The following is a 26225-nucleotide window of genomic DNA, read 5'->3' as shown; positions in this document are numbered from 1 at the left end:
CTCGCCGGCACCACCGGGATGATTAGGTAGGCGACCGACTGTCGAGACGTGCACGTCCTCCTGACCGGCGCGACTGGGTTCGTCGGCCGCCATCTCCTCCCGGAGCTCCGCGAGCGGGGCCACGAGGTGACGGCGCTCGTGCGGGACCGGTCTGCAGCCGGGCTGCCTGCGGACGTCCGGGTGATCGAGGGTGACCTGCAGGAGCCCGCCGCAATGCGCGTCTTCGAGCCCGGTGATGGCGGAGCGGAATCGGCGGGGCAGGCGACGAGCTTCGCGGACGCGATCGCCGACTGCGAGGCGGCCTACTACCTGATCCACTCGATGCGCGCCGGCGAGGACTTCGAGGAACTCGACAGGACGCTCGCGCGGACGTTCGCCGAAGCCGCGTCGACGGCGGGGATCGAGCGCGTGATCTACCTCGGCGGTCTCGGGGAGGGGACCGGCAGCCCACGATCCGGTGCAGGCGACGGGAGCGAGGACGCCCGTGGGCGCACGATCGACGACCTCTCGGCTCATCTCCGGTCGCGTCGCGAGGTCGAGGCGATCCTCGCCGACGGCAGCTACGAGCTGACCACGCTTCGTGCCGCGATCATCGTCGGCAGGGGAAGCGCGGGATTCGACATCGTCCGGCAGCTCGCGGTCAAGCTCCCGGTCATGGTCACGCCAAACTGGGTCCGGACGCCGTGCCAGCCGATCGCGGTCGCGGACGCGGTCGCGTACCTCACGGGCGTGCTCGAGGCGCCGGAGACCGCCGGCCGGACCTACGGCATCGGCGGGCCGGAGGTGCTGACCTACGAGACGATGCTCCGGCGCGTCGGCCGTGCGCTCGGTCGCGAACCGTACATCGTCCCAGTCCCCGTGCTCTCGCCGAGGCTATCCTCCTACTGGGTCGGTCTCGTCACCGACGTCGACGCGGCGATCGCGCGGCCGCTGATCGAGGGGCTGCGGACCCCTGTGGTCGTCGAGGACCCGGCGATCGAAGACCACGTCCGGATCGATCGGACGTCGTTCGACGACGCGGTGGCGGCGGCGCTCGGGGAGGCCGAGTCGTGACGCCGAACGCTCAGACGCCATCGGGGACGACCGGCGCGGAGCCCAGTTCCGAGGGGTCGGAGCCGCCGGCGGACGACGAGCGCGTCGAGGGGCCAGTTTACGGCGAGACGTGGACGTACGAGGGGCTAATCGGTGCGATCCCCGGCGTCTCGATCACCCCGTGGGCCGCGGTCGCGCTCCAGGTCGTCGGTTTCGAAGTCGCGGTGCTCGGCCTCGCCTGGTACTACGGGCTCTGGGACGCCGTGGTTTCGGGCACGATTGCCGTGCTCGTCGCCGGCGGTGGGAGTGCGATCACGCTCCGGATGGGCGCGAGGCTGCGCGCGCTCGCGCTGCCCGCGGCCTATCGCCGGCTCGCCTTCGGGTCGCGGGTCGAGATCGTGCTCTCCGTGCTGGCCTACGTCGGGCTCGTGACCTACCTCCTCGCGGCAGAACCGGTGGGGACGGAGACGTCACTGCTCGAGTCGGCGCTGGGCCCCGATCCACCGCTGCTGGCGACCTACCTCGCACTGCTCCTCGCGTGGGACGTCGTCTACCGCATCGGCATCGGGTGGTGGGCGAGCGTGGCCGCAGTCTGGCGGTCCTGGCGCTACGAGTTCGATCCCGGGACCGCGCGGGCCGTCGCGAGGGTGGACCGCTGGCCGCTGGCCTTCGCGGCGTTGCAGCTCGCCTTGCTCCCGATCGTCTGGGGGCGGCCACTGCTCGTCGGCGCGCTGCTGGGTCACGTGCTCGCCGTCTCCGTGGCGGTCGGACTCTCCGTCGGCTTGCTACGACGGTGAGCGTGCGGTCAGCGGAATGCGGCGGCAGGACTAGGATTTGATCTCTTCGAACTGGTCGAGCAGATCCTCCGCGGAGTCCCCCGAATCGTACTCCATCGACCCCTCGTACTCGTGCCGATCGTCGTCGAAAGCGGCGTCCACCGTGTTGGACTTGCGTTCGCGACGCTCGTGCTCGTCTTCGTCATAGGCACCCATTGACATGGTAGTGTAACACAGTGTTAGATAGTACCAATAATGAATGTAACGGTAGTTCGGATCGTCGTCCCGTGATTGCCAGTTACACCAGGAATACTGGCCGAACACGGCCTTCGTGGGCGCTTCGTAAACGCGAGGACTCCGCGAACGCGCTCACGTGGAAAGTGGGGTGGAATCCGAACCGCCCGGAACGTTCGGCCGCCCGGACGCGTTCGAGTGGCCTCGGCACGTTCGAACGGCCGATCACGGCGAGCGCCCGCCGTCCGGTCCCGCGCGATTTAAGCCCGCCCCGCCGTTCCCCACGTCCATGAGCGAGGCCGACGCCGACGGGGCCGACGACGCTGTCGCCACCAGGGACGACGTCTGGGTCGAGAAGTACCGACCACAGCGGCTCGCGGACGTCGTCGGCCACGAGACGATCACCGAACGCATCCAGCAGTACGTCGCTGGCGACGACCTGCCGAACCTGCTGTTCGCCGGTCCGGCAGGCGTGGGCAAGACGACGACCGCCGTCGCGATCGCCAAGGAGATCTACGGCGACGACTGGCGCGAGCACTTCCTCGAACTCAACGCGAGCGACCAGCGCGGGATCGACGTCGTCCGCGGGCGGATCAAGGACTTCGCGCGGACCTCCTTCAGCGGCGACAAGTACGGCTTCCGGATCATCTTCCTCGACGAGGCCGACGCGCTGACGAGCGACGCCCAGTCCGCGCTCCGGCGGACGATGGAGCAGTTCTCGAACAACACCCGGTTCATCCTCTCGTGTAACTACTCCTCCCGGATCATCGACCCGATCCAGTCACGGTGTGCGGTCTTCCGCTTCCCGCCGCTCTCCGACGAGGCGATCCGCGAGCAGATCGAGATCGTCGCGAGCGAGGAGGGCATCGAGGTCGAGGAGAGCGGCTACGACGCGATCGCCTACGCCGCCGACGGCGACATGCGCCGGGCCATCAACGCGCTCCAGGCTGCGGCCGCGACCGGCCAGACCGTCGTCGACGAGGAGGCCGTCTACGAGATTACCTCGACCGCCCGCCCCGAGGAGGTCCTCGAGATGGTCGAGCACGCTATCGACGGCGACTTCCTCGCCGCCCGCGCGGCACTGGAATCGCTGCTCATCGACCGCGGCATCGCCGGCGGTGACGTCATCGACCAGCTCCACCGCTCGGTCTGGGACCTCGAACTCGAAGAGCAGGCAACCGTCCGGCTGATGGACCGGATCGGCGAGGCGGAGTACCGCATCGTCGAGGGCGCCGACGAGCGGATCCAGCTCGAGGCGATGCTCGCGTCGCTGGCGCTGGAGTAAGGCCAGGAACGGAGTTCGTTCGGTAGATTCGACCGAACCGGAGAGAATCGTCGCTAGTACTCGCCGAGACCGGCCTGCTCGACCGACGCCAGCACGTCTTCGGAGGTTTGCCAGCTTCGCCGGGCGCACTCGGGGAGTCGCTGGTGCTCGCGAACGTACCGCTCCAGGAAGGACCTGGTCGTCGGATCGCTCGGGTAGCCGCTCCCGACGTCGGTACCGACGGCGTCGGCGATTTCGGCCACACGTGCGTCACGTTCGACTTTCGCGACGATCGAGGCCGCGGCGACGATCGGATCTTCGTCGTCGGCGCCGTGGCGGGCCTCGACGTCGAGATCGTGGCCCCCGACCTCGCTGCTGGCGATTGCGTCGTCGATTGCCCCGGAGAGCCGTCTGGCGAAGCGCGCTTCGCTGGTGTCGCAGGCGTCTGCGAGCACCCCAATCTCGTCGGCGGCCGTGGACGGGTCGGCCGAGAGTATCGCCGCCGTCGCGTCGGCGTGACCAGTCACGGTCAGCCCGTTCATGTCCGTCTCGGGATCGTCGATCCGCTCGACCTCGATCGCCGCGACGCCGACGGCGATCTGGTCGTCGTCGCGGATCGCGGCGTCGAGCGCCTCGCGGCGCTCGGGAGCGAGCCGCTTCGAGTCCGCGACGCCGTCCGGAAGGACGTCGGGATCGGGGACGCCGACGGCGGCCGCCACCATCGGTCCGAGTACGGGCCCTTTACCGGCTTCGTCGATCCCGACGCGCATAGCAGGTCCTGCTGGCGCTGCGCGCTTAGTCGTTTCCGAAATATGTGGTCGGTGTACTCAGTCGTCGGCTGCAGGCGGTGCCTCGGCCAGGGACCGCTCGATGTCGGGGGCTTCGTCGGCGTGCTCGTCACTGATCGGCGCCGTGGTGGTCAGTTGCTCCCTCTCATAGTGGTGGCACATAGGGGTATCCCCTCCGCAGTGTGCTACCGTTTCACAGATCAAAAACGATGTGGTGAGCGTCGGTCGTCGTCGAACCTGGATCGTCGACGGGCCAGGCAGGGCCAGCAGCCACCTCCCCGGCGCGGCTACCGGAACTTCCGGATCGTCACGTCGAGCGTGTCGAGGTCGACGATCGGCGCGTAGCCCACGTCGGGATCGATGTTGACGCTGCGCTGGAAGTCGGTCTGGGCCTGCCAGCAGCCGGAGTTGATCGCGAGGACGTTACGGTACTTGCCGTAGCCGAGTTTGTGGACGTGGCCGGTGTGGAAGACGTCCGGCACCTCGTCGATGACGAGGTAATCCTCCTTCTCGGGGGCGAGGCGCATGTGGCCGCCGTACTGCGGCGCGACGTGGCGCTTCTTGAGGAGCTGGTACATCGGCTTCTCGGGCTCGTCGTAGTTGGCCTTCTCCTCGGGGAGTTCGGCGATCATCTCGTCCAGCGAGACGCCGTGGTACATCAGGACGGAGACGCCCTCGATCGTGACCGTGGAGGGGTTGCCCGTGATCCGCGCGTCGTGGGCGGACATGATGTCCCGGAGCTCCTCGTCGAAAGCGGGCTGGGGTTCGGCGAGCCGGACGGCGTCGTGATTCCCCGGGATCATCACGATCTCGACGTCCCCCGGCACCGCCTTGAGGTGCTCCGAGAACGTTTCGTACTGCTCGTAGACGTCGATGATGTCGAGCTCCTCGTCCTGATCGGGGTAGACGCCGACGCCCTCGACCATGTCACCCGCGATGAGCAGGTACTCGATCGACTCGGCCTCCTCGGTGTGGAGCCAGTCGGCGAAGCGGTTCCAGGCGTCGGCTTCGAACTCCTGGCTGCCGACGTGGACGTCGCTGACGAGCGCGGCCTGGACGTGGCGGTCCGCCGTCGAGGGCTCGAACGTGCGCGGGACCTCGGGGAAGTACAGATCGTCGACGAACAGGATGGTGCCGTCGTCGGAGATCGTCCCCTGGACGGCGATCACCTCGTCGGTCAGGATCTCGTCGACGTGCTCGGCGGCGTCGCGGTCCTTCATGATCAGGACCGGGAACGTACCGTTGGTGTCCTCGACGTCGATGATCCAGTGGCCGTTCGCCGTCGATCGGATCTCGTCGACCATCCCGACGACCGCCGCCTCGCTGCCGCCGGGCATCGACTCGAGCGTGTCCGTTGGACGGTGGTTGACCCGCCCGCGGAGCTGCCCGGAGAGCCGCTCGAAGCGGTCTTTGAACAAGTCGACGAAGTCCGAGTAGTCACCCGTCCCGGTGCTCTCGCCCGTAATGTCGCCCGCGATCTCGAGGGATCGCTCGTCGGTGGAGCGGTTCGCCGCTTCGGACGGTCCGGCGACGCCCCCAGCGTCGGCTGTCGTCGAGCCGCCACCGTTGCCGGTGCCGCGGTCGCCGCGACCGCCGCCCGCTGTAGCCCCTCCACCCGACGATACGTCCCCCTGCATTTCGGGTGCAACAGCCACCTGATCCGACGACGTGGTTCCGTTATCTCCAGTGGAAACAGTGGGGTCTTTCCCAGCAGCTCTATCGTCGGAATCGGCCTTTTGAGCCGCTAAGACCTCCCGAACGACGTCGGTTTCGACACGGACTGCGTCGTCCGGGGTCGCCTCCGCTGCCGCGGCGAGAGTCGCCGCGGGATCCGCCGCACCGGCAATCAGGGTGACGGCCTCGCGTTCGACGAGGTATCCCCGGTCGGCCAGCTCGCTGACGATCCTGGCCGACGACTCCAGTGGCACGTACGTTCCTCCCCCGCGGTCGCGCAAAAGCGTGCCGGACGTCACCGGACGCTCGCCCACGGCAGGTGTCGGCCGTGGGGCGACGAAACGCCCGCACACGCCGATCGATCGCCGACGATCGGGCCGCTCGTCGACCGATCGGCACAACGGAAACGTTGATTCCCCTCGGCGAGCAAGCCGGGAGCGATGAGTGATTCCGGGGGCGGCAACCCCCACCCGGACGAGGACGTCGACGACTCGGCCGACGATTCCTCCAGGCCGCCGTCCCAGCAGCCCTCCGAGCCGCCGTCCGAGAACGTGACCGTGGACGGGCGATCGTCCGAGCGTCCGCCGGCTGGGCCGTCCGCCAGGAGCCCATCGGTCCCCGATCCGACGAAGCGCCCGGTCGTGTGGTATCTCCGCTCGGAGCGACCGCTGGTCGTCGCCTCGCGAGATATCCTCTCGAGCGTACTGCTCGTCTCGGTGCTGGGACTCGCGCTCTTCGCCGTCAGCGGGGTCTGGCCGCCGCTGGTCGCCGTCGAGAGCGGAAGCATGCAGCCCAACATGGAGCAGGGCGACCTCGTGCTCGTCGTCGAGGAGGAGCGCTTCACCTCCCAGCTCGCCGACGAACACGGGATCGTGACCCGTGCCGACGCCATCGGCACCGATCACCAGCAGTTCGACGGCAAAGGGAGCGTGATCGTGTTCAAGCCGGACGGCACCGACGGGACGCCGATCATCCACCGTGCGGCCTTCTACGTCGAGCAGGGCGAGAACTGGGTCGAGGATGCGGACGCCAACCCCGCCTATCTCGGTGGTGAAGAGTGCTCCGACGTCCCCGAGAGCTGCCCGGCGCCCCACGACGGGTATATCACGCGCGGCGACGCGAACGCGAACTACGACCAGATCAGCGGCCAGAGCACTGTCGTCAAGCCCGCCTGGATTCGCGGGCGTGCGGTCTCGCGGACGCCGTATCTCGGCTGCGTCAGACTGGCGCTCTCCGAAGGCGGCATCTGCGGCGCCTGACCGAGACGATCGATCCCGACGGTTCCGGACGGTCCCCGAACGCATCCGGACGGTCCCGCACTCCCGACGATACGACCCCTCCGTTTCGGGTGGACCTCGCCACTCGGCCGATAACTCACGATGCCTATCGATCGGAACCACACGAGGGTATGCTGCCGACTGCGTCAGCTATCTGCAGGCGAAACTGCTCCGTTTGAAGACATGTGTCTGACGTAGGATTAAGTAACCGCGGGACGGTCCCCTGACTAGCACCACCAGGTGCGGGAGCAAGGATGGGACTGCTTACAGGACTCAAAGCCAGCATCACGCGGGCCACCGACCGCCTGTTCTCCGAGCAGGATCCGAAACGGATCGGTATCTACGGGCCGCCGAACGCTGGCAAGACGACGCTCGCGAATCGCATCGCACGCGACTGGACCGGGGACGCGGTCGGGCCGGAGAGCCACATCCCCCACGAGACCCGTCGCGCACGCCGCAAGGAGAACGTCGAGATCGAGCGCAACGGCAAGTCCGTGACGATCGACGTCGTGGACACGCCGGGCGTGACGACGAAGGTCGACTACGAGGAGTTCCTCGACTTCGACATGGAGGAGGAGGACGCCGTGCGCCGGTCCCGCGAGGCCACGGAGGGTGTCGCGGAGGCCATGCACTGGCTCCGCGAGGACGTCGACGGCGTCATCTACGTGCTCGACTCGACGGAGGACCCGTTCACGCAGGTCAACACGATGCTCATCGGAATCATCGAGAGCCGCGACCTGCCGGTCCTCATCTTCGGGAACAAGATCGACCTCGAGGAGTCGAACATCCAGCGCGTCTCCTCGGCGTTCCCACAGCACGAGACCGTGCCGCTGTCGGCGCTGGAGGGAGAGAACATGGACGAAGTGTACGACAAGATCGCGGAGTACTTCGGGTGAGACGATGCCGGAAGCAACTGCACCAACCGAGGACGGAAGCGGGGTCCAGATCGACCTGATCAGCGGCGAGCGAATGGAGGGACTGGCCTCGATGGAGAAGATCCGGATCATCCTCGACGGCGTCCACGACGGCAACATCGTGATCCTCGAGGAGGGGCTGACCCCCGACGAGGAGAGCCGCCTGATCGAGGTGACGATGTCCGAAATCGACCCCGACGGGTTCAACGGGATCGAGATCGAGACCTACCCCCAGAACGACGCCCGCGACCGGAGCCTGCTCGGCCGCATCATGGGCCAGGAGGACACCGCGAAGCTCACGGTCATCGGGCCGGCCAACCAGATCGAAACGCTGCACAAGGACGAGACCCTGATCAGCGCGCTGGTCTCGCGGAAGTAACCCACAGCACCACCAATGCCACACCAGTGCACCGGCTGTGGGCACGTCTTCCCCGACGGCTCCAAGGAGATGCTCTCGGGCTGCCCGGACTGCGGCGGCAACAAGTTCCAGTTCCAGCCCAGCGGGGCCAGCGGTGACGACACCGCGGGAGCGTCCGCGAGCGACGTCGATGGGACTGCCGCGGATCCCCAGCCCCCGGACGAGCCGCCCGAACCGCCGGAGCCACCGAGCCCCGGCGGCTCGGTCGCGGAGACGGTCGCCAGCGCCACCCAGCGAGTCAAGAACGCGGTCGGTAGCGGTAACGACGGCGTATCCGCCTCCGGTGGCACCGCTGCCGGTGCCGACGACCACGAGTGGCCGGCCGTCGGCTGCGAGGACGGCACCGACGCCAGCGCCGACGTCGCGGAGGACACCGCACAGGCCAGCGCCCGCTCGGGCACCGTCTCGCCCGACGAGCTCCCGGATCGACCGACGCCCGACGACCCGGGGTTCCCCGACGAGCCGCCGGAAGCGCCCGCTGCCGAGGCGTCGACGACACCGTCGGCCGGCGACGGCACTGTCGAGGAGCCCGCAGGCGACGACGGTGCCGCGAGCACCGGCAGTGCTCCATTCACCGGGAGCGGCGACCGCGAGGAACAGGGGGAGGAGACCCCGGACCTCTCGGAGCTGCGCGCCGAGCTCAACGACCAGTTCGAGTCGATCAAGATCGTCGAGCGCGGCCAGTACGAGCTCAACCTGATGGAACTCTACGACCGCGAGGAGTACATCATCTCCCTGATGGAGGACGGGCGCTACGCGATCGAGGTGCCCGAAACCTGGCGCGGCGAGTCCTGAGCGATCGACTGCTCCCGTATTCTCTCCCACTCGCTGCCTGCCGCTCGTTTTTCGCGACTCACGTCGAATGGACACGCCCATAGGCGTTCCACGCGAAGCCGCCGCCAGATGCGCGGGGTGTACTCGCGGTGACCCAGTGGGTCGAGGACGTCGAGGGCGGTCGCCAGCGCGGGCTCCGCGGGCTCGCGAAAAGCTGGGCCGAGATCCTCGTCCGGCCGCGAACGTTCTTCGAGGCGGGCGTCGCCCTCGGCGACCAGGGGCCGGGGCTGACGTTCGCGGTCGCGGTCGTGCTGGTCGCGCAGGGCACCCGCTTCGCGGTCGGTGCGGATTCCTACACCGTCGTCGGGGGACAGCCGCTCCTCTCGGGTGCGTTCTGGCTCCTCGCAATCGCGGTGCTCGTCGCGCCGGTCGTCCTGCACGTGATCGCGGCGCTCCAGACGCTCCTGCTCGCCGCCGGGACCGACGAGCGCGGGGGCGTCAGCGAGACCGTACAGATCCTCGCGTACGCGAGCGCGCCCTGCGTGGCGGTCGGCGTGCCGTTCCCGCCGCTCCAGGTCGCGGTCGCGACGTGGGCCTGCGGCCTCTACGTGCTCGGCCTTTCGACCGTCCACGAGCTGTCGGTGCCCCGGGCGCTGGCCCTCGGCGTCCTGCCCGCGATCGTAGCCTACGGCTACGCGTTCCGCGCTGCCGACGCGCTACAGACACTGCTTCTCGGGGGGTGAACCCGTCGATCTGCAGACGGCGGTAGCACCCACCAAATCGCAAGCCTGCGGCGGTGCGTTCCAGACAGTGGGCGGATAGTTACCAGCTGCGGACGTGTCGGCTCCCGTCTAGTACCGCAGTTTCGAGGGGTACGACGATCGCCGAGTAACCAGTTCAGTACCGCGATTGAACGATTGACCCCCATTATGTACGCGCCGCGAGTGGGATACATTCGAGTGGGTTCCCCGTGGGAGCAATCAACAGACTGAAACGCCTGGTCGGGACGGACGATCCCGGCGAGTACGTGTGTCGAGGGTGCGGGATGGCCTATCCCGTAGAGCACTACACCTGCCCGGAGTGTGGGAGTTACAGCGTCGAACGACCACCTGAGTCAGCCGCCGACTGAGCCGGCGGCGACAGCTGGGAGACGGGTGCCGTAGAAATCGTCGATCACCGCCGCTGGCGAAACGCGATCTCATCGAAAAATGATCGACCAGCTACGGAACGAGCTGGGTCAGTTACTGACGTACTGGCGCTCGAACTCCTCGTCGGTCTTCGTGAGGTAGAGGATACCCTCGATGATCCCGATGATGATCGGGATCCCGGTCCAGCTGAAACACAGGTAGAGGATGCCCATCCCCGTCTCGTTCAGGTAGAACTTGTGTGCGCCGATGCCGCCGAGCAGGATCGCGAGGATCCCCGCCGTCGTCCGGTCCTTGTTGGAGCTGCCACCGCTGCTGGACTTGTTGCTGACACCGCAGGACGGACAGATCTCCGCCTCCTTCTTCATGACCTCGCCACAGCTCGAACAGAACTGCTCGTCCGCGCCGAGTTTCCGATCGTTGCCTCCGTTACCACCGTTTCCGGCGTCACCCTGATCTGCCATAGACGGGTATGCTTTAGCCTCCCATAAATAAGTGACTGCTATCGAATACGAAGTTGGTAACCGCTGACTACCCTCGCCTTCGTTCTCGAATTGTGAGCAGGACGAACGCGACGATTCCGTACCCGAGCCCGACGAGCAGCACCCGTCGGTCGCCTCGACCCAGGAAGAGGACGGCGCCGAGTCCGTAGGCGTAGCCCAGCAAGAGCCCGGTCGCAGTGCGAACGGCGTTGTAGCCGCGCCGGGGGGTGAACCGCGTCGCCGTCCACTCGACGAGCGCGGGCGCCGGGAGCAGGGCGACGAACAGTAGCGACGCGAACCACCCGCCCGCGAAAATCCCGGCGAGGAGCCCCGCGGCGATCCCCGGATAGACGCCCGTACACCGGGCACAGAGCCGCGCCCGCCGGCCGAACGCCGACACGAGGTAGGTCCGGTAGTGGTCGTGTGGCTCGTGGTGGGAGAGCAGATACCGCCGCGTCTCCGCGAGGGCGTCGCTGAACTCCGACCAGTCGACCATCGGCTCGAACGAACGACCCCGAACGGGTAGGTGTTGCTCTCCGCGGGGCACCGCCGACTCCACAGCCCTTTACCCGATCGGGCGCCCACCCAACTTTATGACGGAGTCGTCGGACTGGCGCGATATCTTCGGGCACGAGGCGCCCTACGAGCCCCAGGTCGACGGCATCGAGACGGCGCTGGAGACCGCACGCGACGGCGGCTATCTCGCACTGGAGGGCGCCTGCGGGACGGGCAAGACGATGCTCGCGCTCACCGCCGGCCTCCACCTCGTTCGCGACCAGTCCAGCGACTTCGAGCGCGTCGTCGTCCTCACGAGCGTCAAACAGCAGCTCCGCCAGTTCGAGCAGGACCTCCGACTGATCAACGACCAACTCGACGACGAGTGGCGACCGTTCTCGGGGCTCACCCTCGTCGGCAAGGCCGACGTCTGTCCGTACAGCCGGGAGCACGCCGGCGGCATCGACGAGGAGAACGTCTACGACCGCTGTGAGGGGCTCCGGGATCGCACCCGCGCGCTGACCGGCGAGGGCGGCGAGACGTCGGCGAGCCAGCTGGTCAGTGCCGCCCGCCGCCAGCAGATCGGGCTCGACGACGGCGCGACGCGCGGCGCCAACGCCGCGACCTACCTCGAGACCGCTGGCGAGCCGGCGCCCTACCCCAGGGAGCTCCCCGAACACCAGGACGAGGTCGAGTACTGCCCCTTCTACGCGCAGTTCCTCGACGAACTGCCCGAAGACGGGGAGCCCGCAGAGGCGATCCCCTTCGAATTCGACGACCGCGGACTCTTGGACACCGAGGACCTCGTCGGGCTCTCCGTCGAGCACGGCACCTGCCCGCACTCGATGATGGGTGCGCTGCTCGGCCGCGTGGAGGTCGTGCTCGGAAACTACTACCACGCGTTCGATCCGACGACTGCATCGGCGTTCACCGCACCGCTGCTCGACGACGAGACGTTCGTGATCTGCGACGAGGCACATATGCTCGAACCGCGCGTCCGCGACCTCGTCTCCGACGGCGTCGCCGACGCGACGCTCCGGGACGCCGAGGCCGAACTGACGCGGGTGATCGAGCCGCTCCGGGAGGGCCGCACCGAGGGTGGTGCCGACGAGCAGCTCGTGAAGACCGAGCTGGCGTCGGTCGACCTCACGCGCTCGGACCTCGAGTCCGTCCGGTCGTTCGTCCGTGACCTCCGGGAGTCCCTCGATCGGCGCGTCGTCGACTACCTCAACCGCGAGCACCCAGGCTGGCGGGACTCGCTGGAGGGGCTGCCCGACGAGGAGATCCCGCTCCGCCCGCCGGAGTCGCCACAGACCGACGCGATCACGGAGTGGGCAGCGAACAACGGCCACGAGGACGCCTGGCACCGCGCCGAGGCCGTCGGCGCGTTCGTCGGGCGGCTGCTCGACGAACACGAGGACGAGGAGCGGGAACGCGCCGCGCCCGCCGCCGGTCGCACGCTCGCCGCGTGGGCGCGCTGTGACCACGAGCACTACTTCCGCTCGCTCGCGCTCGAGCGGACCTGGGACGCGACGCATCCGCCCGAATCGTGGCGCCGCGCGTACAACGGCCGGCTGAACCTCCACAACTGCGTCCCCGGCGACGCGATCGGCGACCGCCTCGCTGATTTCGGCGGCGGCGTGCTGATGAGCGCGACGCTCGCGCCGCTGGACGTCTTCGCGGAGGTCTCGGGCCTCGAGCACCTCCAGGCGGAGTACGACCGCCCCGTCGAGACCCGGCAGTACGGACTCGACTTCCCCGTCGAGAACCGCGAGAGCTTCGCCGTCGCCGCGCCGAAGTTCACCTACGACAACAGGGGGCCGCCTCCGGCTCGCGGCGGACTCGGCGGCCCACCCGACGACGCTCCCGGAGCCGCCGCAAGCGACGGCGGCCGAGCCGGCAGCGCAGGCGCCGAGAGCGCCGCTGACGCTGGGAATGGCTCCGAAAGTGACAGCGGCTACGACGGCGTCGGCGACGAGGGCACCCGCGCCGTTCGCCGGGCGTACCTCGACGCGATCTCGACGGTCGCCGACGCCCCGGGCAACGTCCTCGTCGGGATGCCCAGTTACGCGGAGGCGGAGTGGGCAGCGGCGGGCCTCGACGGCGACGAGCGCGTCGACAAGGAGATCCTCCTCGACGAGTCCAGTGCCGACTCGGCGACCCAGGCGCTCAAGGACGAGTTCTTCGCGGGCGCACCGAAGGTGCTCGTGACGAGCCTCCGCGGGACGCTCACCGAGGGCGTCGACTACCGCGGCGACCGGCTCGCGGCCGCGGTCGTCTGTGGGGTGCCGATCGTCGACACCTCGAGCCCCCGGACGCGAGCGATCCGGGCGGCGTACGATCGGGCCTTCGGCGGCGGCGAGCGCTCGGTCGGGTTCGAGTACTCGCTGACGATCCCCGCAGTGCGCAAGGCCCGCCAGGCGATCGGTCGGGTGATTCGCGGCCCCGAGGAGGTCGGCGTCCGCGTGTTCGTCGACGAGCGATACGCGCGCGAGGACTGGGACAGCGTCCGACAGTACCTCCCCGAGGAGTTCGACGCGGTATCACCCGACATGCTCGAGTACGGCCTGGAGCGGTTCTGGGAGCGCCACGGCCGCTGACGGCACCGGACGCCACTTCGACGGGTCGGTCCGCTCGCCCTCTCGAACAGGACCCCCGAACCCCTTCGTTTCGACTGGAGATTCGGGGGCTCTCCGAAACGTGAGCCGACCGGAGCGCTGAGGAACACGTTTTTGCCGGCTGCGCGTCTCTCACCGGTAGTGCGACGCAGAACTGGACTGGCGGCGTTGCTCGTCGCGACGGCGCTGCTCGCTGCCGTCGTCCTCCAGGCGGTACTGGCGACCAGCTTTCTCGCGTTGACCGTGGTCGTCGTCGTTCGGCCCCTGTATCGCTGGCTCGTCGATCGAGGCGTTCAGCGGCACGTAGCGAGCGCGATCACCACGACCTGCGTGTTTCTCGGCGTCGTCGCCCTGGCTGCGCCGATCGCCTACGTCCTCTACCAGCGGCGAGCGGACGTCATTACCGTCGTCGAGGACCTGCCAGGGGAGGTGCCGATCGGCCTCGGCGGCGTCGAGTACACCGTCGAGACCGCAGAGGTCCAGGCGTACCTGGTCGAGTACGTCTCCGACGTCGCGCTCAGAGTGCTCGCGAGCACGCCGGACCTCATGCTCCATCTGACGCTGTTCACCGTGGTGATCTTCGGCGTGTTGCTCGGCCAGCGGCGGGTCGGTGCCGCGATCGATACGCTCGTTCCGTCGGCGTACCAGGAGGTCTACGAGGCGATCGCGGAACGGACCGAGCACACGCTGCAGGCGATCTACGTGCTCCAGCTCGCCACCGGCGTCGCCACGTCCGTCATCGCGATCCCGGTGTTCTACCTCCTGGGCTACGAGTACTTCCTCACGCTGGCGATCGTCTGTGGGATCCTCCAGTTCGTGCCGATCGTCGGCCCCAGCGTCGTGTTGCTCGCACTGGCAGCCTACCACGTCTCCGTGGGCGAAATCGCCGCGGCGGCCGCCGTGCTCGGGATCGGCGGCGTCCTGATCGCCATCCTGCCCGACGCCGTCGTGCGCCCGTATCTCGCTCGCGCCTCGGCGGACATGCCAGCGACGCTGTACCTCGTCGGCTTCATCGGGGGGCTGTTGAGCCTCGGGCCGGTCGGGATCGTCGCCGGGCCCCTCGCCGTCGCCTTGCTCTCCGAGGCCGTCGAGCTGCTGGGGACGGAGCTGCGCAACGGCCAGTAAGAGCAGCTGGGCTGATCCGCACCGCCGCGAGCCGGCCTGGGCGAGCGGGCCCGCTGCGGCCGCCCGATCGCTACGAGCGTAACACGTCCAGCACCGCCGGCGCCTCGTACACCTTGTTGCGCTGCTTGCCGGTGGTCTCCGCGACGATCCCCTCGGCCTCGAGCGCCTCGATGGCGTCGTACACCGCGGGCTTCGACCGGCCCGTCGCCTCGACGGCGCGCGGCCCGGTCAGGTAGGGCTGCTCGAAGACGTAGTCGACCAGCTCGCGTGCGACCGGCGAGGACGGGAACTGCGAGCGGTACGCTTCGCGGAGCTCCGTCAGCTCGATGCCACAGTCGTGGGCGTCGATGGCCTGCTCGGCGATGGCGTCGAGAACGAACGTGCACCAGCCCTCCCAGTCGCCCTCCCTGCTCACGGCGAGCAGCCGGTCGCGGTACTCGTCGCCGTGGCGCTTGAAGTACGCGCTGAGATAGAGGTAGGGCCCGGGGAGCAGCCCAGCGTCGTAGAGCTGGAGCATCATCAGCAGGCGACCGAGCCGGCCGTTGCCGTCACGGAAGGGGTGGATCGCCTCGAACTGGTAGTGAGCGATCGCGACGTCGACGACCGGCGGGTAGTCGCCGCGCTCACAGTAGGCCAGCAGCTGGTCGAGCAGGATCTCGACGACGTCCGGGCTCGCGGGGATGAACGCCGCTTCTTCGGGCGTTCCGTCGGGCGAGCCGATGTAGACGGGGACGTCCCGGAGTTCGCCCGGGGCGTCCGCCTCGCCCCGAACCCCACCGAGCAAGCGCTCGTGGAGCGACTTGACGAGAGCGACGTCGATCGATCCCCCGGAATCGAGCTCGTCGAACCCGGCCGAGATCGCGTCCACGTAGTTGTACGCCTCCCGGACGTCGGCCATTTCCGCGGCGGATCGCTCCGGCTCGGCGTCGACCTCGTGCTGGTAGATGTCGGAGATCGTGACGTTCGTCCCCTCGACCTGGGAGCTCATCGCCGCCTCGCGGTGGACGAACGGCGCGATCAGCAGCGTGGGGTTGTCGAGGTCGCGGTGGAGCGTCGCGAGGCGACCCAGCGCGTACTGGGCATCGCCGTAGACGTCGAAGAGGTCGTCCGTGTACGCGAGATCCGGCGGGAGCGTCGGTGGGCGGTGACAGGCCAGCCCGTCGTAGTCGTCGAAGGAGCCCGGGCCGTCCGCGAAGTCGGCGACGTCCATGGTGAACTAACGGTGGCGCCCGGGCATGATTAAGTTAACGGATATCTTAGAATCTTACTAAGTGGCGTGTTTCGCGGCCAGTAGTAGTCGGTACGGGGCCAATGGCTATCCTGTGGCCCCGGTTCGAGCGCTGTAGTTTGCGGCACCGCGGTTCGGGCCAGACGCGGGCCGAGGGGCCCGCAGCGCCCTGCAGTCCTGCCCGCACCGACACCCTGAGGTGACTCGCTCCCCTGACACCGCTAATGAGCGACAGCGGTCCCCTCTCCGCCGACCGACCGGACGCCGAAGCCCCGTTTCGGGTCGACGCACCGTTCGAGCCGGCGGGCGACCAGCCCGACGCCATCCGCCAGCTCGTCGACGGCTACGAGAACAAACACGACGACCAGACCCTCCTCGGCGTCACCGGCTCCGGGAAGACCAACACCGTCTCCTGGGTGATCGAGGAGCTCCAGAAACCGACGCTCGTCATCGCCCACAACAAGACCCTCGCCGCGCAGCTCTACGAAGAGTTCCGGGAGCTGTTCCCCGACAACGCCGTCGAGTACTTCGTCTCCTACTACGACTACTACCAGCCGGAGGCCTACGTCGAGCAGACGGACACCTACATCGACAAGGACGCCTCCGTCAACGACGAGATCGACAAGCTGCGCCACTCCGCGACCCGCTCGCTGCTGACGCGGGACGACGTCATCGTCGTGGCGTCGGTCTCGGCGATTTACGGGCTCGGTGACCCAGCGAACTACCGCGACATGTCCCTCCAGCTCGAGGAGGGCCAGGAGATCGATCGCGAGGACCTGCTCGCCCGACTGGTCGACCTGAACTACGATCGCAACGACGTCGACTTCACCCAGGGCACGTTCCGCGTGCGCGGAGACACGGTCGAGATCTTCCCGATGTACGACCGGTACGCGATGCGCGTCGAGCTCTGGGGCGACGAGATCGACCGGATCGTCCGCGTCGATCCCCTCGACGGCGAGGTCGTCGGCGAGGAGCGCGTGGCCCTGCTCCACCCCGCAGAGCACTACTCGATTCCGAAGACCCAGCTCGAGAAAGCGATCGAGGAGATCGAGTCGGACCTGCAGGACCGAATTTCGTACTTCGAGCGCCAGGGCAACCACGTCGCCGCCCAGCGCATCGAGGAGCGCACCACTTTCGACCTCGAGATGATGCGCGAGGCCGGCTACTGCTCGGGGATCGAGAACTACTCCGTCTACCTCTCCGACCGCGAAAGTGGCGACGCACCCAACTGCCTGCTCGATTACTTCCCCGACGACTTCCTCACCGTCATCGACGAGTCCCACCGGACGGTGCCCCAGATCAAGGGCCAGTACGAGGGCGACCGCTCCCGGAAGCAGTCCCTCGTCGAGAACGGGTTCCGGCTCCCGACGAGCTTCGACAACCGCCCGCTCACTTTCGAAGAGTTCGAGGAGAAGACCGGCCGCACGCTCTACGTCTCCGCGACTCCGAGCGACTACGAGCGCGAGCAGAGCGGCCAGGTCGTCGAGCAGATCGTCCGGCCGACCCACCTCGTCGACCCCGCGGTCGAGGTCTCGCCCGCGGAGGGCCAGGTCGACGACCTCATCGACCGGATCGACGAGCGGGTGAACGCCGAGGGCGTCACCGGCGGCGAGGACGGAGCGGCCGCCGCGGACGGCGCCGCCACCGGGGAGCGCGTCCTCGTCACCACGCTCACCAAGCGGATGGCCGAGGACCTCACGGAGTACCTCGAGGGAGCGGGCTACGACGTCGCCTACATGCACGACGAGACCGACACCCTCGAGCGCCACGAGCTGATCCGCTCCCTGCGACTGGGCGAGATCGACGTGCTGATCGGCATCAACCTCCTCCGGGAGGGCCTGGACATCCCCGAGGTCTCCCTCGTGGCGATCCTCGACGCCGACCAGGAGGGCTTTCTCCGATCCGAGACCACGCTCGTCCAGACGATGGGCCGGGCCGCCCGGAACGTCAACGGCGAGGTCGTGCTGTACGCCGACGAGGTCACCGACTCGATGGATCGTGCGATCGAGGAGACCAAGCGACGGCGGGAGATCCAGCGGGAGTTCAACGAGGAGCACGGGTTCGAGCCAACGACCATCGACAAGCCGATCGGCGAGACGAACCTCCCCGGCGCGGAGACCGACACCAGCAGCGTTGCGGGCGTCGGGCCGGAGGGCATGGAGGAGGCCGAACGACACGTCGAGGAGCTGGAGCGGCGGATGGCCGAGGCCGCGGACAATCTGGAGTTCGAGCTGGCGGCGGACATCCGCGATCGGGTCGTCTCGATCCGTGAGGAGTTCGACCTCGACGCCTCCGCCGGCGAGGACGGGATCGCGCCGGAACCCGACGCGGAGTTCTAACCGGTCGGCGCAACGGGTCAGGCGTTCACGGACGCGTCGTCGTGGTCAGAATCGCCGAGCAGCGGGTAGTCGATGTGCATTTCGATGCGATCGAAGGGGACGATGGGCTGCATCGCGCCACCAGGCCCACCCTCCTCGAGCCGGAGGACGCCGAGCACTTCCAGCTGCTTGAGATCCGCGTGGACGTCCGAAATGTCGCGATCGACGAGCCGTGCAGCGGCGCGCATACTCTCTGGCTCCTGGGCGACGATCGCGCGGATCAACGCGAGGCGGGTCGGCGTGAGGCTATCGACGAGGTCGTCGTAGGACCCGAACTGGAGCGTCGCGCGCCCGTCGCTGTCGTCCAGATCGTCGGCCTCGGCAGCCTGGACGAACTCCAGGGCGTCCTGTCGGAGCGGTTCTCGATCGCCGACGGTGATGTGGAGTGTGGTCATGGTGGTACAGTGCTATTCGTGTGGTCTCGGTGGGTCGCCACCGACGGCGTCCCAGTACTCGTCGGTGCTCGCCCAGAACTCGAGGAGCCGCTCCTCCATTCCGGGGAAGTCGGCGGGCTGCTCACCGGCGGCAGTGTGAAGCTCGTGTCCCTTGGTGTCCTCGTGAGCATTGTCGTATCGGAGCAGCGTCAGGTCCTCGAGCGTGCCCAGATGGAGCGTGTATTTCCAGCCGGACGGATACGTTTCAGTGTCTTCGGTGCGCCGAAGGGCGACGTTCTCGACCAGGCCGGCCTCGACGTGCGTGTAGCGGAACGTCGGCGCTCCGGCCATCCTGGCTGTTGGTACGGTTCCCAACATCAAGTAGGTGTTGGTGAACTCCCCAACAGGAACGACAGTCGCTGGCGCGTACGGAAGAGTGCGCTCGAATCCGCGTCGGTATCAGCTGGACGCGTCGTCAGCACCACCGCCGATCCCGTACGCGTCGGCGATCGTCCCCGTGGCGCGAGCGCCGATCTCCCGTAGTGCATCGCGGCGGCGGTAGAGCATGCCGGCCGAGAGCACCAGATAGACGACGGTGTAGATCTGCAACAGCAGGATCGAGTAGTCCGTCGCCTCCGGCTCGGCAACGAGCCGGATGATCCCGAACTCGATCACCACCTGGGAGAGGAATAGCGCGAACAGCAGTACCGACTCCTTGACCGAGATGCGGAAGTTCACGAGGATCGCGATGGCGAAGAGGCTCTGTGCGGCGGTGATCCAGATCTCCGCGGCCTGCTTCGAGTCGAAGGGCAGGACGCCGTACCGGCCCAGCGCGATCGAGTAGACGACCGCGAGCGTCCCGATCAGCAGCGTCCACTGGTTGAGCTTCGAGGAGATCAGCGCGTTAAAGGCCGCCGTCGAGCGGGCCTTGTTGACGAGATAGGCGACGACGATCAGCTCGGGGCTCTCACTGGCCAGCGGCGCGATCCACTGGATCATGAAGAACTCGGGGATACCGTACTGGAGGCCGATCGCCTCGAGGCCGTGGGCGAACGGCTCGACGGCGGTGAAGATCATGAGCCCCGAGTAGACGAAGAGTGTGAGCGAGGCCGCCGACCGCACGGGGAAGGACTTGCGCTGGAGATACCGCGGAACGCCGACCTGCTCGCCGTGCTCCTCGACGTCGCCCTTGATGACGACGGAGATGTAGACGACGTAGAGCCCGACCAGGACGAGCGTGTCGATGGCGCCGATGCCGCCCATGAACGGGACCGTGAACGCGACCGCCGTCGCGGCGAGCAAGAAGAGGATCTCGAGGGAGAGGTCGGGATCGATCTCGACGGCGCCGTCGCGGAACCGTTCGGTGTCCCGGACGTTCGGGTCCGCGCGGCCCTGCCAGGCTTTCCAGACGGTGAACAGGGCGATGCCGGACCAGCCCAGCCCGATGAGGATGCGGTTCGCGCCGGTCATGTTCGCGACGGCGAGGTTCGCGTCGTGACACGCCCGGGCGAGCTCGGTCGAGCCCTGCTCCATCGCGGACTTCGAGACGCCGCTACAGGCCTTCGCGGTCGCCTCGCCGCTGCCCGCCTGCCAGGCGTAGAGCGCGTCGACGGCGTACTCCGGCGCGACGGCCAGCACCGCGAGGACGGCGATCGCGAACGCGCGGGGGACGTCCTTCTCTGCAGTCTCTGCACCCCACGCGAGCAGGAACGAGGCTCCGAGTACCGCGATCCCGCTGAGCGCGACGCGCGGGCCGACGCCGATCGCGTGCACCGATCCGGTGAGGTAGATCAGCACCCAGGGGACGGTCAGCCCCAGGGCGGCGACGAGCGCCCAGAGCGGATGTCGCAGACGATCGAATAGCACTATCTCGACCCAGCGGTGGGAGGGTCGTTATTGTTTCGAACCCACCTTTTTCTCGTTCGGCCCTCGCCACGCGAGGGCCTCACTCGAAAAACGTGGGCGAAAAAAACGCTCTGCCTCGCTTCGCTCGGCCCCGGAGAGAATGCTTACTCGACTGTGGGCGGAAGTAGCGAAGGAAATTCGATCACCGCCAGAACACCGTTTCCCGTTCCCTGTGGCGGTGAAAATCGCACCGCCCACTTTTCTCGGCCTCGCGGGCAGCTCAGTCGGCCGTTTCGGTGGCGCCCGGATCGATCGCGATGTCGATCTCGATCCCTTCGACCTCCCACTGTTCACGGTGGCCGTCGGTGACCCCACCGACCGAATCGGCACGAACCTCCTCCGCGATCAGGTCGTCGTGCTGGGCGACGAGATCGGCGACGCGATCGTCGGCGATCGCGTACTCCAGCCGGATCGGCTCCTCCATGTCCAGATCCAGTTCCTTTCGCATCTCCTGGACGCGCCGGATGACCTCGCGGGCGTAGCCCTCGCTCTCGATGTCGTCGTCGAGGGTCGTGTCGACGTAGACGACGCCCAGCTCCTCGCCCTCGTCGACGATCGGCGTGCCGGAGACGTCGTCCGGAGACTCGGTGACGGGCTCGACCATCGCCTCGGTGAGTTCGTCGGGATCTTCGAGCACGCCCTGCTCGTGGAGTGCAGCGGCGAATGCCTCGACGGTGGGTTCCTCGACCCGGGACTCGTTGAGCGCGGTCATGATCTCGTGCGCACGGTCGCCGAAGGCGGGACCGAGCTCGCCCATGTCGGCGTCGGCGCTGTACTGGAGTTCGCCCCAGTCGGCGTCGGGATCGAGGAGTTCGATCTCGCGGGCATTGAGCCGGTCCGCGAGGAGGTCGCGGTGGCGATCGACGCCGTCGTGGACGTCGGCGTCGCCGGGCGCGACGACCACGCGGCTGACGGGCCAGCGGAGCTTGCGCTCGGCCTGCTGGCGGGCGTTCGAGCCGGCCTCCTCGACCTCCCGCAGGACGTCGAGGTCGGCCTCGAGCTGCTCGTCGACCCATCGATCCTCGGGCTCGGGGTAGTCGAGCATGTGGACGGTGGGGAAGCCCTCGTCTGCGGCGTCGCCGGCCCCGTCGCTGGCTGCAACACCGCCCGTGAGCTGGTCGTAGATCTCGTCGGTGAGGTAGGGCGCGAACGGCGCGAGCAGCGCGACCACGCGGTGGAGCGCGTAGGTGAGCGTCTCGTAGGCTGCCAGCTTCTCCTGGCTCTCGGCCTCGTCCCACATCCGCTCGCGAACCACCTGGACGTAGAACCGGGAGAGGTCGTCGACGACGAAGGAGCGGACGGCCTCCAGCGCCCGGTCCTGCCGGAAGTCGTCCCAGTGGGCGTTGGCCTCGGCGGCGACGGTCTGGAGCCGGGCGAGCAGCCAGCGATCGACCGTGGTGAGCGCGCCGTCGTCGGCCAGCGACGCGAGGCGCTCCGGATCGGCGCTCGCTGGGTCGAAGTCATCGAGCTCCATGTACGGCAGCGGGAACCGGAACACGTTCCAGAGGATGTTGAGGTCCCGCTGCATCGTCTCGGTGCCCTCCCAGGAGAAGCGCATGTCCTCGCCCTGGGGGTTCACAGAGAGCAGGAACGATCGCATCGGGTCCGCACCGTGTTGCTCGATGACCTCGCCGGGCTCCACGGTGATCCCCTTGGACTTGCTCATGCCGCGGCCGTCGGGCATGTTCGCGTAGCCGTGCATCAGCACCTCCTCGTAGGGGATCTCGTCCATTGCCGCGGTGCCCATCCCGAGCTGGGACCAGAACCAGCCCCGGGTCTGGTCGTGGGCCTCCATGATGAGGTCGGCGGGCCAGAGCTCGTCGAACTCGTCGGTCTTCGAGGGGTAGCCGATCGTGCCCCAGCTCGCGACCGAGGAGTCGAGCCAGACGTCGAACACGTCGGGCACCCGCTCGTAGGTCGTGCCGTCTTCGGTGATCGTGAGGTCGTCGACGGTCCCCTTGTGGAGGTCGACGGATTCGGGATCGATCTCCTGGTCGACGCGCTCGGCAAGCTCCTCGCGGTCGCCGATCACGATCGCGTCGGCCATGTCGCCGGACCAGTCGACGCTGTCTCGCGGGCTCCGCCCGCTCGACTCGTCCGAGGCGCTTCGCGCCTCGCTCGGGAGCCAGATCGGGATCGGGATCCCCCAGTAGCGCTGCCGGGAGACGTTCCAGTCCGGCGCCTCCTCGACAAAGTCCCGGAAGCGGTTGTCCCGCGCCCACTGGGGGTGCCACTCGCTGTCCTCGATGTTCGCGAGGAGCTGCTCCTTGACGTCGGTGATCGTGATGAACCACTGGTCGGTGACGATCTGGAGGATGCCGGTGTCACACCGCCAGCAATGGCCGTAGCTGTGGGTGGTCGTGTCGCTGGCGAGCAGCAGGTCCGCCTCTTGCAGGTCGGCGATGATGTCCGGGTCGGCGTCCTTGACGAACTCGCCGGCGTACTCGCCAGCGGCCGAGCCGTAGACGCCGTCGCCGCCGACGGGACAGAAGATGTCGAGACCGAGTTCGCGGCCGCGCTCGAAGTCCTCCTCGCCGTGGCCGGGCGCGGAGTGGACCAGTCCGGTCCGGTCGACCTTGACGTAGTCCGCGGCGTAGACCTGCAGCGCGCCCTCGCCGTCGGGGTGGTCGGGCACGCGGTCGGCGAGGGGGTGCTCGTACTCCCAGCCGAGGAGCTCTTCGCCCGGCATCGTCTCGGCGACCTCGTAGTCCGTATAGCGGCCCTCGGTGAGCACGTCCTCGACGCAGTCGGCGGCAATGTAAAGCCGCTCGTGCTCGCCGTCCTTCTCGGCGTCGACGGCGGCGTACTCGACCTCCGGGTCGACCGCGACGAAGGTGTTCGCCGGGATCGTCCACGGCGTCGTCGTCCAGATGACCAGCTTGCCCTCGCGGTCCGTCAGGTCGAACTTCACGTAGATCGAGGGGTCCTCGACCTGCTCGTACTCGACCTCGTTGTTGGCGATCGCGGTCTCACACCGGGGACACTGCGAGATCGAGCGCTTGCCCTGTTCGACGAGTCCGCGCTCGTGGGCCTGCTCGAATCCCCACCACGCGGCCTCCATGTACTCCGGATCGACCGTCTTGTAGGGGTCGTCCCAGTCCATCCAGACGCCGAAGGACTGGAAGTCCGACTGGAGCCCCTCCAGTTGCTCCTCGGCGAACTCCTTGCACTCCTCGATGAACGCCTCCTCGCCGAAGTTCTCGATGTCCTTCTTGTTCTCGAAGCCGAGTTGCTCCTCGACCTTCGTCTCGATCGGCAGGCCGTGCATGTCGTAGCCCGGTCGATCCGTGACGTCGTAGCCGCACATCCGGTGGTAGCGGATGTAGGCGTCCTTCAGCGTCTTGTTCCAGGTGGTGCCCATGTGGGCCGCCCCGGAGGTGTAGGGCGGGCCGTCGACGAAGAAGAAGTCCTCGCCGTCCGCGCGGTGCTCGACCGTCTTCTCGTAGGCGTTCCGTTCCTCCCAGCGATCCTCGACGCGGTCCTCGACCGCGTGGGGATCGTACTGGTCCGAAACGTCCTCGGCATCGCTCATAGGCCAATCCTCTCCCTCCGGGGATAAAGGCGGATCGGACCGGTGGTGGGCTTTGGCACGATGGAACTGTGAGGGTGCTTGTGTTGATTCACGGTCCGCGACGGCTCCCGGAAGCCCCCTCCCGCTCGACCGTCCGCGACTCGCTGCGCGCTTCACTCGGTCGCTTCGCTCCCTCGTTTCAGTGCTTGCGTCGTCGGGGACGGATCGACCGGTCGGCCCCTTCCGGAGTCCCACCCGGTGGTTGGTCCGGGGAGCGTAGCTCGGTGGGCGGTTCCACGGAGCTACGTGCGTGGAATCGGCCACCGGCTACAGCAGCCGGGGATCCACCGCGCTCAGACCCGTCAAATGATCCCGGGTGGGACTGGAAGGGGCCGACCGCTCGCGTTCGCTGACGTAGCAAGCACTGCAGGCGAACGAGCGACGCGAGTGAGCCGAAGCGCGCAGCAAGTCAGCGGGCGCGAGCGGGAGGGGGCTTCCTGGCTGTTTGCCGTTGCAGTCGTGGTCACGGCGCCAGTAGTCCCGAAGTGACCCGTTACAACACCACTCCACTCACGCCGTCGAGACGATCTTGATGACGTCGCCCTCTTCGAGTTCGTGATCGTCACCGATGTCCCGACCGCTCCGCGCGTCGACGGCGTGGAGATACCCCTCGCCGATGTCCGAATGCACCGCAAACGCCAGATCTCGCGGCGTCGCGCCGCGCCGGAGCAGGTGGGCGTCGGGCAGCACGGTCCCGGTCCCGTCGGTCCACTTGCTCTGGTCCTGGACGGGGTAGGCGGTGATCCGGTCGAGCATGCCGTAGATCGACTCGTCGAGCGCGGTCTGGACGCCGGTGCCGTCGTGCTCTCGAACCGTCGCCTGGAGCCCCTCCAGCGCCTCGCGCTGCTCGTCGCTGACCTCGCCGACGATCGCGAAGTCTTCGTCGCCGGGATCGTAGTCGACGAGATCGGCCTCAGCAGCCCGTCGGAGCGCCAGCTCGCCCTCGGCGGTCGTCGGCACCACGGGCTGGTCCAGCTCGAGCAGGCGCTCGAGATTCTCCGCGGGTGCGATGTCGGCCTTGTTCGCGGCGACGAGGATCGGCTTGGTCTCCCGGCGGAGCACCGCCGCGAGTTCGTGGCGGTCGTCGTCCTTCCACGCGATCGGATCCTCGGGATAGTCGATCGAGCGCAGGCAGGCCGCGACGTCAGCTTCCGTCGCGCCGAAGCCGGTCAGCACGTCCGCGAGCGCCTCGTCGACGTCGAAGTCGGGCGAGCGCGAGCGGCGCTCGATCGTCTCCCAGTTGCGACCGAGGATGTCCGCCAGCCACTCGACGAGCTCGGACTCGACGAAGTCGACCTCCTCGACCGGATCGTAGCTCCCGACCTCGACGGGCTCGCCCTCGGCGTTCGTCGCGCCGGCGGCGTCGACGACCGCGATCACGGCGTCGGCGTTGGTCAGCTCATCGAGGAACTGGTTGCCGAGCCCGCGGCCCTCGTGGGCACCGGGAACGAGGCCGGCGACGTCGAGCAGCTCGATCGGCACGTAGCGCTTGCCGTCGCGACAGTGTTCGTGCCCGCAGCGCTCCTCGCGATCGAGGCAGGGACACGCCGTCCGGACGTACGCGACGCCGTGGTTCGGGTCGATCGTCGTGAACGGGTAGTTGGCGGACTCGACGGAGTCGCGGGTTGCAGCCTCGAAAAACGTGGACTTGCCGGCGTTGGGCTTGCCCGCGAGCGCGACGGTCAGCATGATGCTTTCCTCCGCCCGGGCGGGGGAACTGCCTTTCGTTTCCGGGAGTCGTCGCGGCCCGCTG

The 26225-nt window shown here is 68.0% G+C and carries 23 protein-coding genes; 11 read left to right on the top strand and 12 right to left on the bottom strand.

Going from position 1 to position 26225, the window contains the following annotated elements:
* The first annotated feature begins 48 nt into the window (after positions 1–48).
* Positions 49–1053 (top strand): NAD(P)H-binding protein, encoded by a 1005-nt coding sequence (locus ACZ5KP_RS08635; protein ID WP_460922393.1) that lies wholly within the window; start codon positions 49–51, stop codon positions 1051–1053.
* 128 nt (positions 1054–1181) lie between these two features.
* Positions 1182–1829: a DUF7530 family protein gene (locus tag ACZ5KP_RS08630; RefSeq protein WP_464761898.1), complete on the top strand. Its 648-nt coding sequence runs from the start codon at positions 1182–1184 to the stop codon at positions 1827–1829.
* A 30-nt stretch (positions 1830–1859) separates the two neighbouring features.
* On the opposite strand, the gene ACZ5KP_RS08625 is transcribed toward ACZ5KP_RS08630, so the two are convergent.
* Positions 1860–2030, bottom strand: a complete 171-nt coding sequence (locus tag ACZ5KP_RS08625; RefSeq protein WP_460922397.1) for a DUF5786 family protein — start codon at positions 2028–2030, stop codon at positions 1860–1862.
* A 301-nt stretch (positions 2031–2331) separates the two neighbouring features.
* On the opposite strand from ACZ5KP_RS08625, the gene ACZ5KP_RS08620 reads away from it, so the two are divergent.
* Positions 2332–3327, top strand: a complete 996-nt coding sequence (locus ACZ5KP_RS08620; RefSeq protein WP_460922399.1) for a replication factor C small subunit — start codon at positions 2332–2334, stop codon at positions 3325–3327.
* A 53-nt stretch (positions 3328–3380) separates the two neighbouring features.
* Here the strand turns inward: ACZ5KP_RS08620 and rnhB are convergent, their stop codons facing one another.
* The 3 genes from rnhB to ACZ5KP_RS08605 form a co-directional block, all read right to left on the bottom strand.
* Entirely contained in the window at positions 3381–4076 is a 696-nt protein-coding gene (gene rnhB, locus ACZ5KP_RS08615; protein ID WP_460922401.1) for a ribonuclease HII, read from the bottom strand.
* A 57-nt stretch (positions 4077–4133) separates the two neighbouring features.
* Positions 4134–4256 carry a hypothetical protein gene (locus ACZ5KP_RS08610; RefSeq protein ID WP_460922403.1) on the bottom strand — a complete coding sequence of 41 codons (123 nt, stop codon included), beginning with the start codon at positions 4254–4256 and terminating at the stop codon, positions 4134–4136.
* A gap of 125 nt (positions 4257–4381) precedes the next feature.
* Entirely contained in the window at positions 4382–6022 is a 1641-nt protein-coding gene (locus ACZ5KP_RS08605) for a DNA-directed DNA polymerase II small subunit (protein WP_460922405.1), read from the bottom strand.
* Between the two features lie 186 nt (positions 6023–6208).
* Between ACZ5KP_RS08605 and ACZ5KP_RS08600 the strand changes: the two genes are divergently transcribed.
* From ACZ5KP_RS08600 to ACZ5KP_RS08580, 5 genes are all read left to right on the top strand, one after another.
* Positions 6209–7027: a S26 family signal peptidase gene (locus tag ACZ5KP_RS08600; RefSeq protein WP_460922407.1), complete on the top strand. Its 819-nt coding sequence runs from the start codon at positions 6209–6211 to the stop codon at positions 7025–7027.
* A gap of 272 nt (positions 7028–7299) precedes the next feature.
* Positions 7300–7941 carry an Era-like GTP-binding protein gene (locus ACZ5KP_RS08595; RefSeq protein WP_460922409.1) on the top strand — a complete coding sequence of 214 codons (642 nt, stop codon included), beginning with the start codon at positions 7300–7302 and terminating at the stop codon, positions 7939–7941.
* Between the two features lie 4 nt (positions 7942–7945).
* The gene (locus tag ACZ5KP_RS08590) at positions 7946–8338 is read left to right on the top strand and encodes a DUF2073 domain-containing protein (protein WP_460922411.1); all 393 of its coding nucleotides are present in this window, start codon (positions 7946–7948) and stop codon (positions 8336–8338) included.
* Between the two features lie 15 nt (positions 8339–8353).
* The gene (locus tag ACZ5KP_RS08585; protein WP_460922413.1) at positions 8354–9172 is read left to right on the top strand and encodes an OapC/ArvC family zinc-ribbon domain-containing protein; all 819 of its coding nucleotides are present in this window, start codon (positions 8354–8356) and stop codon (positions 9170–9172) included.
* Between the two features lie 128 nt (positions 9173–9300).
* The gene (locus ACZ5KP_RS08580; RefSeq protein WP_460922415.1) at positions 9301–9894 is read left to right on the top strand and encodes a YIP1 family protein; all 594 of its coding nucleotides are present in this window, start codon (positions 9301–9303) and stop codon (positions 9892–9894) included.
* Between the two features lie 494 nt (positions 9895–10388).
* On the opposite strand, the gene ACZ5KP_RS08575 is transcribed toward ACZ5KP_RS08580, so the two are convergent.
* Entirely contained in the window at positions 10389–10760 is a 372-nt protein-coding gene (locus ACZ5KP_RS08575) for an NINE protein (RefSeq protein WP_460922417.1), read from the bottom strand.
* A 67-nt stretch (positions 10761–10827) separates the two neighbouring features.
* Entirely contained in the window at positions 10828–11274 is a 447-nt protein-coding gene (locus tag ACZ5KP_RS08570) for a DUF2085 domain-containing protein (RefSeq protein WP_460922419.1), read from the bottom strand.
* 97 nt (positions 11275–11371) lie between these two features.
* Between ACZ5KP_RS08570 and ACZ5KP_RS08565 the strand changes: the two genes are divergently transcribed.
* Positions 11372–13873, top strand: coding sequence for an ATP-dependent DNA helicase (locus tag ACZ5KP_RS08565; protein ID WP_460922422.1), 2502 nt, complete (start codon positions 11372–11374; stop codon positions 13871–13873).
* 159 nt (positions 13874–14032) lie between these two features.
* Entirely contained in the window at positions 14033–15016 is a 984-nt protein-coding gene (locus ACZ5KP_RS08560) for an AI-2E family transporter (RefSeq protein WP_460922424.1), read from the top strand.
* A gap of 70 nt (positions 15017–15086) precedes the next feature.
* Here the strand turns inward: ACZ5KP_RS08560 and ACZ5KP_RS08555 are convergent, their stop codons facing one another.
* Positions 15087–16226: a Fic family protein gene (locus tag ACZ5KP_RS08555; protein WP_460922426.1), complete on the bottom strand. Its 1140-nt coding sequence runs from the start codon at positions 16224–16226 to the stop codon at positions 15087–15089.
* 242 nt (positions 16227–16468) lie between these two features.
* Between ACZ5KP_RS08555 and uvrB the strand changes: the two genes are divergently transcribed.
* A complete protein-coding gene (gene uvrB, locus ACZ5KP_RS08550; protein WP_460922428.1) occupies positions 16469–18583 on the top strand; it encodes an excinuclease ABC subunit UvrB in 2115 nt (704 codons plus the stop codon).
* Between the two features lie 17 nt (positions 18584–18600).
* Here the strand turns inward: uvrB and ACZ5KP_RS08545 are convergent, their stop codons facing one another.
* The 5 genes from ACZ5KP_RS08545 to ACZ5KP_RS08525 all read right to left on the bottom strand — a co-directional run bounded on the left by ACZ5KP_RS08545 (position 18601) and on the right by ACZ5KP_RS08525 (position 26161).
* Positions 18601–19017, bottom strand: a complete 417-nt coding sequence (locus ACZ5KP_RS08545; RefSeq protein ID WP_460922430.1) for an HVO_A0114 family putative DNA-binding protein — start codon at positions 19015–19017, stop codon at positions 18601–18603.
* 12 nt (positions 19018–19029) lie between these two features.
* A complete protein-coding gene (locus ACZ5KP_RS08540; RefSeq protein WP_460922432.1) occupies positions 19030–19347 on the bottom strand; it encodes a toxin-antitoxin system TumE family protein in 318 nt (105 codons plus the stop codon).
* A 108-nt stretch (positions 19348–19455) separates the two neighbouring features.
* Complete coding sequence (locus ACZ5KP_RS08535; protein ID WP_460922434.1) at positions 19456–20862, bottom strand: sodium:calcium antiporter; 1407 nt, start codon at positions 20860–20862, stop codon at positions 19456–19458.
* A gap of 259 nt (positions 20863–21121) precedes the next feature.
* A complete protein-coding gene (ileS, locus tag ACZ5KP_RS08530; RefSeq protein ID WP_460922436.1) occupies positions 21122–24433 on the bottom strand; it encodes an isoleucine--tRNA ligase in 3312 nt (1103 codons plus the stop codon).
* A 549-nt stretch (positions 24434–24982) separates the two neighbouring features.
* Positions 24983–26161, bottom strand: a complete 1179-nt coding sequence (locus ACZ5KP_RS08525; RefSeq protein ID WP_464761829.1) for a redox-regulated ATPase YchF — start codon at positions 26159–26161, stop codon at positions 24983–24985.
* Between the last annotated feature and the right edge of the window lie 64 nt (positions 26162–26225).

The sequence above is a fragment of the Salinarchaeum chitinilyticum genome (genome assembly GCF_055390775.1).
The sequence above is the reverse complement of the archived record's forward strand: the minus strand, read 5'-3'. Positions and strand labels throughout refer to the sequence as shown.